This is a genomic window from Bacillus sp. RIT 809 (genome assembly GCF_016892495.1).
Classification (GTDB): Bacteria; Bacillota; Bacilli; order Bacillales; family Bacillaceae_G; genus Bacillus_A; species Bacillus_A cereus_U.
Window position 1 is genome coordinate 62,047 of the sequence record NZ_JAFEMR010000012.1, and the last position, 12,832, is coordinate 74,878.

Genomic DNA, 12,832 nt, shown 5'->3' on the forward strand with positions numbered 1-12,832 from the left:
TTTTGATAAATACAAGTATTCCCAAGAGAAAATACTTGTATTTTTTATGACATTTCCTATATATTTGTTATTATTGAATGTAAAACTAATTTGGTCATTTTGTATGCATACTTTTTTAACTTCGTTATATAATGAAGTAAGTGAAATATTTAATGGGAAAAATAGTATGTTTTCGTTTAATCCACGATGTAGAAAGTGATATAATTGCAAAATGTATGTATCATTTTCTAAAGAAAGAAAAATATATAATTAGGTGATTGCTTATATGAAACAGATTTGGCGTATTTATAAGACAGATTTACGGAATGTAGCCAAACATTGGGCTGCAATTGTTATTGTTTTAGGGTTAATGATTTTACCATCGTTATATGCATGGTTTAACATTAAAGCTTCTTGGGATCCTTACGGAAATACGAAAGGAATCCAGATTGCAGTTTCTAACCAAGATGTTGGATCAAATTTAAGAGGGAAAGATATTAACATCGGGGAAGAAATTGTAGATTCACTTAAGAAGGACAAAAATTTCGGGTGGAAGTTTGTTGATGAAAAGCAAGCAATTTATGGAGTAGAGCGTGGAGATTATTCCGCAAGTATTACTATTCCAAAAGATTTTTCTGAAAAGATTGCAACAGTCTTGAATGAAAATCCACAGAAACCGGAAATTGATTATTACGTAAATGAAAAAGTGAATGCCATTGCACCGAAGATTACAGCTAAAGGTGCATCGGGTCTTACAGAAGAGGTTAGTAAAAACTTTGTTAAAACAGCAAACGGTGAGATTTTTAAAATCTTCAATGATCTTGGAATCGATTTAGAAACAAACTTACCAAGTATCGAGAAGGTAAAAGATCTTGTATTTAAGTTAGAAGCGCAGTTCCCAGAAATGAATACACTTATGGATAAGGCGTTAGATGATGCAACTCGAGCGGAAGATATCGTGAAAGTAGCACAAAAAGATCTACCTGTTGTAGAGAGTGTAATAAATGATGGGCAAGAAGCGTTGGCAAATTTAGATAAGTTCTTTGCGAATCAAGATCAAACGTTGAAAAATGCTCCAGGTACGATAAGAAATGATTTAGTAGTAGCAAAAGGTGTTATGGATAGTGCAGCTGCATTTACTGACTTTTTAATGAATCCGGGTGTGGATTTAGCTATTCCTGATTTGTCTGGAATGAATGGATTACCTGAATTCCCCGCGAGACCGGACCTTTCTAAGTTGAATAGTGATGGTTATAAAAATATAGCGCAAAATATTAATCAAACAGTCAATAATGTTTTAAGTTCATCCCGTGCAGGAACAGCTTATGGGAAAAGTGTTGTAAATGGATTGCAAAATGGAAAATTTGATCCAGAACAAGCAAAGAAAGATTTAAATGCTGTATCAGATCAATTGCAAGCTCGTACAGATGGCATTGCGTATCTTATCAATGTATTTACTGAACTTCAGAAATCCGTGACGACTGATTTTGGTAAAAGCTTTTTCCAAGGACGAGTGGATCGCTTAACTAAGCTTAAAGGCGGCATGGAAAATGCGAATAACGGAATTAAAGATATTGTAAATGTTATTGGTACAGGACAAGAAGTAAAGAAAGATGTAACAGATGTAGCTAATCAAAAATTAGATGCAGCAAATGCATTAATTGATCAAGCTGAAAAAGATTACAATGAAACATTTGTAGCAGATTATCAAAAAGCAGTTAGTACAGTAGATCAAGCTAAAGTTGATGCAAATGCAGCATATGATAATGCAAAAGCAGATTACGATAAAGCGAAAAATAGTATTGAAAGTACTAAATCTAGCGTCCAAAAAGCAATGGAGGATTTACAGAATAAAGGTGTTAACGGTTTAGAAGGATCAAAAGCGGCTTTAAACAGCTTAAATGGTCAATTCCAATCTGGCATCGGTTTAATTGACGATATGATTCCAGTTCTAGAAAGCACAAATAAGGTTTTAGCAGATGTGAATAGTGATAAAAACCTTAATAATGGAATTACAAAGTTAAATAAAGCGAAAAGTAGTTTACAAAAAGGTGTAGATGCAACGAATAAGGGAATTACACTTATTAATAATGGGCAGAAGCCTACAAAAGATGTAATTGAAAGTATTAACAATGCAGCAAAAGGCGGATCAGCTCAATTAACAGATGTATTATCGACGTATGATGCAGAAATTGTACCAGGCTTCAATACAGCAATTGCTCGTACAAAAGAGATGTCGAAAAATACAACTCAAATTTTAAATGATGCAGACAAAAAGCTTCCAGATGTTAAAAAATTACTAGAAGATTCATCAAAAGGCTTAGTAGACGGTAGAAAGAAATTAGCAGACATTAAAGCTGAAATGCCGGAGACTGAGAAAAAGATTAAAGAATTAGCAGATAAAATTCGTGATTTTGAATCTGAAGAGGATATAAAAGACATCATACGCTTATTGAAAAACGATGTTGAAAAGCAAAGTGACTACTTTGCAAATCCAGTGAATTTAAAAGAGAATAAATTATTTGCAATGCCGAACTACGGTTCAGCAATGTCACCATTCTATACAGTGCTTGCATTATGGGTAGGCGCACTATTAATGGTTTCACTATTAACGGTAGAAGTACATGAAGAGGGCGCTAATTATAAGAGCCATGAAATATACTTTGGACGTTTATTAACATTCTTAACGATAGGTCTTTCACAGGCGTTTATCGTATCGATGGGTGATATATTCTTACTCGGTACGTACGTAGTCGATAAATTCTGGTTTGTGTTATTTAGTTTATTTATTGGGGGAGTATTTGTTTGTATCGTGTACTCACTCGTTTCTATTTTCGGAAACGTTGGGAAATCGATGGCAATTATTTTACTGGTACTGCAAGTAGCAGGATCGGGCGGCACGTTCCCAATTCAAATGACACCACCGTTCTTCCAAGCACTGTATCCGTTCTTACCGTTCACATATGCTATTAGTGCAATTCGTGAAACCGTAGGTGGAATGCTTTGGGATATAGTAACTAGAGATTTACTTGTGTTAAGTGCTTTCGTAGTAATCATGGTTGTGGCTGCATTATTACTGAAAAAACCAATTAACAAATCAAGTGAAAAGTTTGTTGAGAACGCAAAAGGAAGTAAAATTATTCATTAAAATAAAAGGTTCCTACCGATAGTGGTAGGAACCTTTTTGTTTAATCAAATTTTAATTTCTTTAATGCTTCTGCGAATGGATTGTTTAATGGTTCTTCTTCTTTGTTCTGTTGTTTCATATATTTTTGGACGTCACGTTTATCAGCTTTGCTGCCGGATTCTTTTTTACGTCTCTCTTGGAATGTAGAAAGTTTCTCACGATAGCCACATTTACATGCGAAAATTTGGCCTGCTCCTTCACCACGAAGTTCTAGTTTCTTTTTACACTGAGGACAGCGTGCGTTTGTAGTGCGGGATACATTTTTACGGTGACCACATTCGCGGTCTTGGCATACAAGCATTTTACCTTTTTTACCGTTTACTTCTAACATTGGTTTACCACAGTCTGGACAAGACTTCGTTGAAATGTTGTCGTGCTTATATTTTTTATCGCTTGATTTAATTTCAGTAACAATTTCCTTCGTATAGTTCTTCATTTCTGAAATGAATACTTCTTTCTTTAACTTTCCTTTAGCGATAGCTTCTAACTTTTGCTCCCATTCACCAGTTAGTGTAGGAGATTTCAGTTCTTCTGGCACTAAATCAAGTAACTGACGGCCTTTTGAAGTAATATGAATATCTTTACCACGTTTTTCAAGTAAGAATGAATTGAATAGCTTGTCGATAATATCAGCACGTGTAGCTACAGTACCTAATCCACCAGTTGACTTTAACGTATCAGCAAGTTGTTTGTTTTGCGTATCCATGTATTTTGTTGGATTTTCCATCGCTGAAAGTAATGTTGCTTCATTAAAGCGTGCAGGTGCTTTCGTTTGACCTGATGTTTGGACAATTAGTTTTACGTTTAATGTGTCGCCTTTTTCGATACGAGGTAAGATTTGTTCTTTTACATCATCGATTGCATCATCATCTTCAAATCGATTTTCATAAACCTCTTTCCAACCAGCATGTAAAATCGTTTTTCCTCGTGCGATGAACGTTTCGTCACCAATTTTCGTGCGCAATGTTAGTTGTTCATATTCAAAGGCCGGGAATAAAACAGCTAAGAAACGTTTTACAACTAAGTCATAAATTTTACGTTCTTTATCGGTGAAAGCTGAGAAGTTTACATAGCTCTCTGTTGGAATAATTGCGTGATGATCACTTACTTTACTATCATCAACAAATGATTTATTAGATTTTACAGGTTTCTGCAATACTTTATGTGCTAAAGGACGGTATTCTCCAACTCCGCAAGCCTTCAGACGCTCTGGAAGTGTTCCGACAATATCAGATGAAATATAGCGTGAATCTGTACGAGGGTACGTTAAAACTTTATGCTGTTCATATAATTTTTGCATAATGTTTAATGTTTCTTTCGCAGAGTAACCAAATATTTTATTCGCATCACGTTGTAGTTCAGTTAAATCGTAAAGACCAGGAGCGAACGATTTCTTTTGTTTTTTATCAATGTCTACAACAGTAGCATTTTCCTTACTAATTTTGTTCACGATTGCATCAGTTTTTTCTTTATTAAAGCTACGGCTATTTCCTTTTGTATCTTGCCAAGTTAGCTTTAATCTCTCAGCTGTTTGAGCTTCGATACCATAGTAAGTTTGAGCTTTGAAATGTTTGATTTCATCTTCACGGCTTGCAATCATGGCTACAGTAGGTGTTTGAACACGACCACAATTTAGTTGGGCATTAAAGCGAGTAGTTAATGCTCGAGTCGCATTAAGCCCGATATACCAGTCAGCCTCTGAACGTGCGACAGCTGAAGCATATAGATTTTCATATGCTTTTCCTGGTTTTAAATTTGCGAAGCCATCTTTAATTGCTTTATCGGTAACAGATGAAATCCATAGACGTTTAATCGGTTTCTGCATTTTAACTTTATCGATAATCCAGCGTGCGACCAACTCTCCCTCACGACCGGCGTCAGTAGCTATAATGATTTCATTTACATCTTTTCTAAGTAGTTGGCTTTTCACAGCATTGAATTGTTTACCAGTTTGTTTAATAACTGTTAATTTCAAACGCTCCGGTAGCATCGGTAAATCTTCTAAATTCCAATTTTTATATTTCACATCATAGCTTTCTGGATCAGCTAATGTAACGAGATGACCTAAAGCCCAAGTTACAATATATTTACTACCTTCAAGATAGCCGTTTCCTTTTTTATCACACTTCAGTACGCGAGCAATATCTCGTGCAACGGAAGGTTTTTCAGCAATTACAACGCTTTTTACCATATTAAAAACATCCTTTCAAATTTCCATACGTTAAATATAGCACACATCTTCTTGAGATTCAGTTGCGCCTAAGGTTTGTATGTTTTTTGATTAAAGCCCCATTTTATGTAAGGAAGTAAAGAGCTTGTCATTTTATTAGAATAAGAGTAGACTTTGAAGTAGATGAATAATAAACACATGGGAGTTTGTGGATGCAAACTGAGAGTATGACTACTAGTCCGTCATTGACCATTTGAACCTGTTGGATAATGCCAGCGTAGGGAGAGTGTAAAAGCACATGTTCAGGCACTTTGCGTACGCGCAAAGTGCCTTTTTGTGTATCTCCCATCATTAAAGTTAGGAGATGAATAGAATGAATGTACAAGAAATTAGTAAAATCGTGGAATTGGTGAGAGAGTCTAATCCACTCGTGCATAATATTACAAATGTTGTTGTAACAAATTTTACAGCAAACGGTTTATTAGCATTAGGGGCATCGCCTGTAATGGCGTATGCAAAAGAAGAAGTAGCAGAAATGGCTAGCATTGCAGGAGCCCTTGTATTAAATATGGGTACACTTCGTCCTGAAGAGGTAGAAGCGATGTTACTTGCTGGTAAATCAGCAAATACGAATGATGTACCAGTATTGTTTGATCCAGTTGGGGCAGGAGCAACTTCTTATCGAACAGAAGTTGCGAGATATATTCCAGCTGAAATCGATTTAACGATAATTCGTGGAAATGCAGCTGAAATTGCTAATGTTATTAATGAGAAATGGGAAATTAAAGGTGTAGACGCTGGTACTGGAAATGGTAATGTTGTAAATATTGCAAAACAGGCAGCGGATGAATTAAATACAGTTGCAGTAATTACTGGAGAAGAAGATGTTGTTACAGATGGAGAGCGAACTATTCTTATTCGAAATGGCCATCCTATTTTAACGAAAGTTACTGGAACAGGTTGTTTACTAACTTCTGTAATAGGAGCATTTGTAGCGGTAGAAAAGGATTATGTAAAGGCAGCAGTAGCTGCATTAACATTCTATGGAGTAGCAGCAGAAATAGCGGCTTCGAAAACAGTAGAGAATGGACCAGGAAGTTTCCAAATTGAGTTTTTAAATCAGTTAGCGAATACAACTTCAGATGATATTGAGAAGTATGGAAAGATTGAGGTTATACAGTAAGGAGGAGAACTCGATGTCGCGTATTACAATGGATGAAATGTCTAGGTTATTACGAGTATATTTTATTATGGGAAGTAACAATTGTACGAAGGAGCCACTGCAAGTATTGAGAGATGCACTAGAAGGTGGTATAACAATTTTTCAATTTCGTGAAAAGGGAGAAGGGGCTTTAACGGGAGAGAAACGTATTGATTTTGCGAAAGAATTACAAGCACTTTGCAAGGAGTACGGTGTACCATTCATCGTAAATGATGATGTGGAACTAGCCCTCGAGTTAGATGCAGATGGCGTGCATGTTGGACAAGATGATGAAGGAATTACATCTGTTCGTAAAAAAATGGGAGATAAAATTATTGGAGTATCTACACATACAATTGAAGAAGCACGCTGGGCGATTGAAAATGGAGCCGATTATTTAGGAGTTGGTCCAATTTTCCCGACGAGTACGAAAAAAGATACGAAAGCGGTTCAAGGAACGAAAGGTCTAAAGTATTTTAGGGAACAAGAGATTACAATACCGATCGTTGGGATTGGTGGGATTACAATTGAAAATACTGCTTCTGTTATAGAAGCGGGAGCGAATGGTGTTTCAGTTATTTCAGCGATTAGCTTAGCAGAATCTGCGTATGAAAGTACGAAGAAATTAGCTGAGGAAGTAAATAAGAGTTTGTAGAGTCGCAAAATGGGTTGTTTCGTTTATCCTGCTATTTGTGGGAGCCCTGCTGCAAGTAAAGATCCGATTGGTGAGGGCTAATAATCAGTGAGGGATGAACAAAATCCCCACTGATTAAAGCTTCACTTTATTTAAACAAACGTTTGATTAAAAAAGCACAAACCCTTTAAAATTTTAGGTTTGTGCTTTTATTTAAAACATAATTGAAATTAAGAGCATTCCAATTCCGATAGAAGTGAATGTTGCAATTAGGCCCGGAATCATAAAGCTATGATTTAATACATATTTACCGATGCCTGTTGTACCAGTACGGTCAAAGTTAATGGCAGCAACGATTGTTCCATAGTTTGGAATGAAGAAGTATCCATTTACTGCAGGGAACATTGCAATAAGTAATGCCGGCGGAATACCAAGTGATAGTCCAAGTGGCACTAAAGCACGAACTGTTGCTGCTTGGCTATACAGTAAAATAGATAGAATGAATAGTGCGATAGCAAATAGCCATGGTGCACTTGTTACTAAGTGTTGAATTGATCCTTGAATTATATTTAAGTTTCCGTTGAAGAACGTATCTCCCATCCAGGCGATACCAAAAATAGCAACAACTGCTGTTGCGCCTGCTTTAAAGACGTTACCAGTTACAATGCTTTCCACATTTGGTTTACAGAAAATAATAATAAGAGCAGCAATGGTTAACATGACCATTTCAATTGTGTTTGGCATTGACAGACGAACTAATTTCCCATCAACCATCCATCCTGGACGAAGTGTTTCAAATGAACCTAGAAGTACAACAAGGAAAGTTGCGACTAGGAAAAGAATAACTGATAATTTCGCGCCTTTTGAACCTACAAATTCTTTTTTCTCTTCAAGTTTAGGAATCATTCCCTCTTTTAATCGCTTCAAGTATTCAGGGTCTTCATTTAATTCTTTTCCCATTTTACTAGCAACGAATGCAGCTACCATACAAGCGATGAAAGTAGAAGGGATACTGACTTTTAAAATATCTAACAGGGTGATTTTATAGTCGGCTAACATTGCTAAAAGTGCAACTGTTGCAGCCGATATTGGACTAGCTGTAATTGCCTGCTGGGAAGCGATAACGGCAATTGACATTGGTCGTTCAGGTCTAATTCCTGATTCACGAGATACTTCGGCGATAACGGGAAGTACAGAATAAGCGACATGACCAGTTCCTGCGCATAGCGTGAATAAATAAGTAACAATAGGAGCAAAAAATGTAATGCGCTTTGGATTTTTTCGTAATGCTTTCTCAGCAAGGTAGACGAGATAATCCATTCCTCCAGCAGCTTGCAAAGCACCGGCAGCTGTAATTACTGCTAAAATCATAAGCATTACATCAATAGGAGGAGCTGTAGGTTGTAAGTGGAAGACGAAAACAAGTATTGCCATACCAACGCCACCCATTACTCCTAGACCAACTCCGCCTAAGCGTGCGCCAATAAAAATGCAGAGTAGTAAAGTAAGAAATTGTAGCCAAAACATGATAAACTACCTCCGAAATTCGTAAGTTAAGATATATCCAAATAGTTTAATTTGAATGAAAATTAAATAAATACCTGGAATAATCCTTGTGTTATATACGTTTTTTATTATATAACACAAGAAATGTAACATTCACGTATTTTGTTAAATTATTTCGAAAAAATAATACATTAAAACTTCATATTTAGATCTCTAAATAAGTAGACATTTTAATTTTTATGTTGTAATCTTTGAAAGAGAATATTTAAATTCTCATAGAACTCCCATATCGTTCAACTCGTTCAGCGAGAAAGGCAAACTGATGGAAACATGAGGACGCAAAACTACAGGGGCTAAGGTCAAACGACTATGCTAGCCAGTTACCGGACGGATAGGGTTGGTTTTGACCAATGCTTTTTCATTGGTCTTTTTTTTTTGGGTTTATATTTGAGAGTGGTTATCAATTAAAGGGTGTGTTTTGAAATTATTATTTTGTATTAACTGAATTAAGGAAGGTAATGTGAATGAAAAAATATTGGCATAAGCTATCGTTTCTTCAAAAGAATGTATTGTTAACTGTACTCGTTATTTTAACGCTTGTTGGTAGTATGGGGGCGTTAAGTTTTAATATGTTTCAAAATAGTATGATGTCTATATTTGAAAGACAGTCTATTGAAACGGGAGACACGGTATTACATAAATTAGAGGCAGAAGTAGTAAGAGATGTCGCGAAAAACCCGACGGCACAAAAAGAAAAAAGAGCTAAATTAACAGAGCAGTTAGATGAAGTTACAAAAGAATTGAAAAGTGTTGGACAAACGTATGTTGTTGGAGCAAAAACAAATGCAAAAGGTGAGCTTCAAGTAGTTGGTTTGGCTACAGAATTAGCGAATGCTGTTCAAGTAAAACCAGGAGACTATTATGAACAACCAGTTCGTTGGATGAAGGCATACGATAAAGTAATAGCCACGAAAAAAGCACAAATGACGGAAATATATGAAGATGAACTGGGATCATGGGTAACAATATTAGAGCCAATTACAGATGGAGAAGAAAATATTGTTGCAATTGTTGCAGCTGATTTAGATGCGTCTATTGTTCCTAGTACAAAGAAGAAATTTATTATGCAAGGTTTAATGTTTATTTGTATTTCAGTTTTAATTGCGACTTTTATTCAATTCTTGATTGTACGTAATTCACTTGCTCCATTACAAGATTTACGTGAAGGATTACGTAAAGTGGGTGAAGGAGATTTAAGTATTGAATTAGTGGAAAGACAAGATGATATCGGTATTATTAATTCGTATTTTAATAACACAATTGAGAAGTTTAAAGGAATTATAGATAAAGTGAAGCAGACGGCAGAACAGGTTTCTTCATCTTCGCAAGAATTGTCAGCAAGTACAGAGGAGAATAGTATGGCAGTTCAAGAGATTGCGGGTTCTATTGTAGGATTAAGAGCTAGTGCTCAGTCGCAAGAAACTTCTGTACAACAATGTTTATGGATTGTACATGAAATGGAACATAAGATGGAAGAAATAACAGGGGCTGCGAAACAAGTTGCCACTACTTCAGAAGGTATGGAGCAACATTCGGTTGAGGGTAATGGAGTTATTGAACAAATTATTAATCAAATGAGTTCAATTCAAAAAGCAGTACAAGATTTATCTTCTATCATTTATTCGTTGGAAACAAGATCAAAACAAATAAGTGATATTGTAACTGTAATTACAGGTATCTCAAATCAAACGAATTTATTAGCTTTAAATGCTTCTATTGAAGCTTCACGTGCTGGGGCAGCTGGAAGAGGGTTTGCCGTTGTTGCTGATGAAGTGCGTAAATTAGCAGAACAAACAGAAGCATCAGCAAAAGATATAGCTAAATTAATAGGGGAAACACAGGCTGAAGCAGAAGATGCTGTAGTTTCAATGCAGAAAGGTTCAAAAGAGGTAGAGTCTGGAATTACACTTGTTCAAAGTAGCGGTTCATTCTTCGAGAAAATTTCAAAATCAGCACAATCTGTTACAAATCAAGTTAGAGCCGTTTCTAGCAATTCAAGTGATATTCTGCAAAATAGCCAAAATATTGTACAAGTTGTAAATGAGCTATCTCATATTGCAAATACATATGCAAACAGTAGTAGTAACGTTGAAGAGAGTATGAAGGAGCAAGAAATGTCTGTGCAAGATATAGCAGAATTAGCTACTTCTTTAAGTTGGCTCTCACAGGAGTTACAAGAGTTGATTGGAGAATTTAAAAGTTAATAAAAAATATAAGGTGTAGATATAATCTGCACCTTTCTTTCTTTAATTAATAGTCTAATATATAAATTTAAGGATGTTAGAAGTGAAACAAGGCGATTCTGTCGGTATCTTTATGAAGCGAAGTATTGATACGGTAGTAAGTTTATTAGCAATTTTAAAAACAGGCGCTTCCTATATACCAATCGATCCAGATTATCCTGCAAACCGTGTGCAGGATATTATTGAAGATAGTCAATCTAAATTAGTTTTAACGAAGGAAACGAAAATTCCGTATGAAGGTATGCAAGAGTTGTCTCTTTACGATATTGAGGAATTTCCAAATACGGATGTATGCTCATCAATTCATCTTGATGATATTGCATATATGATTTACACATCAGGTTCTACAGGAAATCCGAAAGGAACAATGTTAACGCACCGCGGAGTAGTTAATTTATGTACATGGATGCAAAGACATTATGGATTAACTGAAGAAGATGTTTTTGCACAGTTTCCATCATTTAGTTTTGATGCGTCTATTTGGGAGTTATTTGCTTCATTATTCTGTGGTGGAAATGTATATGTTTTATTAGATGAGCAAAGACTTTCAGTCGATGCTTTTGCAAATGCAATTTATAAAGAAAAGGCAACATCTATTTTAGGATTAGCTACAATTTTCTTACAACAAGTAGCAACATACCTTCCAGATGAAAGTAAATATAAGTTGGATTCATTAAAGAGAATTGCAGTTGGTGGAGAAATGCTTACTGCTGAAGTAGTGAAATTATGGCGGGAGAGAATTGGTACTCATGTTCAATTGAATAATGCATATGGTCCGACAGAATGCACAATTACAACAACTACTTATCCAATTCCAGCGGAGTTAAATGATAAATTTGCTAGTATTCCAATTGGAAAGCCAGCGGATAATTATAAAGTTTGGATATTAAATGACAATATGAAAGTTTGTCCAATTGGTATTCCGATAGAATTAGCGATGGATCAATGGGATATATATGAAAAAACAGGTGATTTTAACTACGATGTAGTGTTGGAGAATGTGTATTCTAATAGTAAACTACAGGCAGAAAACCTTGTTCGTGAAGCGATAAAAGATGGTGTACGAGGAAATATTTATCGTGCGGGTAATTTAGCATGTCATTCAGAAACAGGAATGTTCCAACAAAATATGGAAGGAAATGCATTTTATCGTCTGATTAAAGCGATGTTACTTATTGGACAAGTTCCGAAAGTAAAGTGGAAAATTGATTTTACACCAATTGATTTTGCTAGTAAATCGATTGTAACATATGTACAAGATTCACAAATAGCTGGAGAAATGTTACACATCTGTCACCCGTATCAAATTGAATTTGAACATTTTATAAAGCTAATTGAGGAATGTGGATACAATCTTGAAATGGTTCCACTCTCGCAATATATAAATATGGGGCTTATGTTATCGAAGGAAGATGAAGTAATAGCAGAGCTAATTGCTTCTCAAGTTGCAGGAGATGGAGCACAGCAATCTGAAATTGTAATGGGTACTCGTAGAACGAATGAATGGATTAAGAAAAAAGAACTGGTAGTGCCAGCGATTAATAAAGAATTTATTCAGCAATTATTAGCTCATGGTGAAGAAGTTGGATATTTTCCAAAAATAATGAAATGATATGTACGCTTTTGTTTGTTCAATAAAATAAATCATGCTACAATGAAAACGAATTAAGAACCGGGGAGCCAATTGGCTGAGAGGATGTAAGTATACATCGACCCTCAACCTGATCTGGATAATGCCAGCGTAGGGAGTTACTTTAAAGTGATGTAGCATAAGTTATTATAGAATAACTTGTATACAAGGCTTTCCTACATGGTAGGAAAGCCTTTTCTTTTTTTGAAACCATATTTTGTA

7 protein-coding genes and 3 riboswitches are annotated in these 12,832 nt (G+C 35.6%); of the genes, 5 read left to right on the plus strand and 2 right to left on the minus strand.

The features are described 5' to 3' along the window. Positions 1 to 265: 265 nt before the first annotated feature. On the plus strand, positions 266 to 3,127 hold the full coding sequence (locus JTF23_RS14525) for a YhgE/Pip domain-containing protein (RefSeq protein WP_204209063.1): 2,862 nt from the start codon (positions 266 to 268) through the stop codon (positions 3,125 to 3,127). Between the two features lie 40 nt (positions 3,128 to 3,167). Here the strand turns inward: JTF23_RS14525 and topB are convergent, their stop codons facing one another. Then, the gene (gene topB / locus JTF23_RS14530; protein ID WP_204209064.1) at positions 3,168 to 5,357 is read right to left on the minus strand and encodes a DNA topoisomerase III; all 2,190 of its coding nucleotides are present in this window, start codon (positions 5,355 to 5,357) and stop codon (positions 3,168 to 3,170) included. A 167-nt stretch (positions 5,358 to 5,524) separates the two neighbouring features. Beyond that, a riboswitch (TPP riboswitch) is annotated at positions 5,525 to 5,637 on the plus strand. A gap of 72 nt (positions 5,638 to 5,709) precedes the next feature. Between topB and thiM the strand changes: the two genes are divergently transcribed. Both thiM and thiE read left to right on the plus strand, forming a co-directional pair. Beyond that, complete coding sequence (thiM, locus tag JTF23_RS14535) at positions 5,710 to 6,519, plus strand: hydroxyethylthiazole kinase (RefSeq protein ID WP_204209065.1); 810 nt, start codon at positions 5,710 to 5,712, stop codon at positions 6,517 to 6,519. Positions 6,520 to 6,532: 13 nt separating this feature from the next. Beyond that, positions 6,533 to 7,192, plus strand: coding sequence for a thiamine phosphate synthase (thiE, locus tag JTF23_RS14540; protein WP_204209066.1), 660 nt, complete (start codon positions 6,533 to 6,535; stop codon positions 7,190 to 7,192). Positions 7,193 to 7,384: 192 nt separating this feature from the next. On the opposite strand, the gene JTF23_RS14545 is transcribed toward thiE, so the two are convergent. Beyond that, positions 7,385 to 8,698: an anaerobic C4-dicarboxylate transporter family protein gene (locus JTF23_RS14545; RefSeq protein ID WP_016103429.1), complete on the minus strand. Its 1,314-nt coding sequence runs from the start codon at positions 8,696 to 8,698 to the stop codon at positions 7,385 to 7,387. A 282-nt stretch (positions 8,699 to 8,980) separates the two neighbouring features. Further along, positions 8,981 to 9,065: riboswitch (cyclic di-GMP riboswitch) on the plus strand. A 136-nt stretch (positions 9,066 to 9,201) separates the two neighbouring features. Here JTF23_RS14545 and JTF23_RS14550 point away from each other — a divergent pair. Together JTF23_RS14550 and JTF23_RS14555 are read left to right on the plus strand one after the other, a co-directional pair. Then, the gene (locus tag JTF23_RS14550) at positions 9,202 to 10,941 is read left to right on the plus strand and encodes a methyl-accepting chemotaxis protein (RefSeq protein WP_204209067.1); all 1,740 of its coding nucleotides are present in this window, start codon (positions 9,202 to 9,204) and stop codon (positions 10,939 to 10,941) included. A 61-nt stretch (positions 10,942 to 11,002) separates the two neighbouring features. Further along, positions 11,003 to 12,592: an AMP-binding protein gene (locus tag JTF23_RS14555; RefSeq protein ID WP_374100902.1), complete on the plus strand. Its 1,590-nt coding sequence runs from the start codon at positions 11,003 to 11,005 to the stop codon at positions 12,590 to 12,592. 51 nt (positions 12,593 to 12,643) lie between these two features. Beyond that, positions 12,644 to 12,745: riboswitch (TPP riboswitch) on the plus strand. Positions 12,746 to 12,832 lie beyond the last annotated feature (87 nt).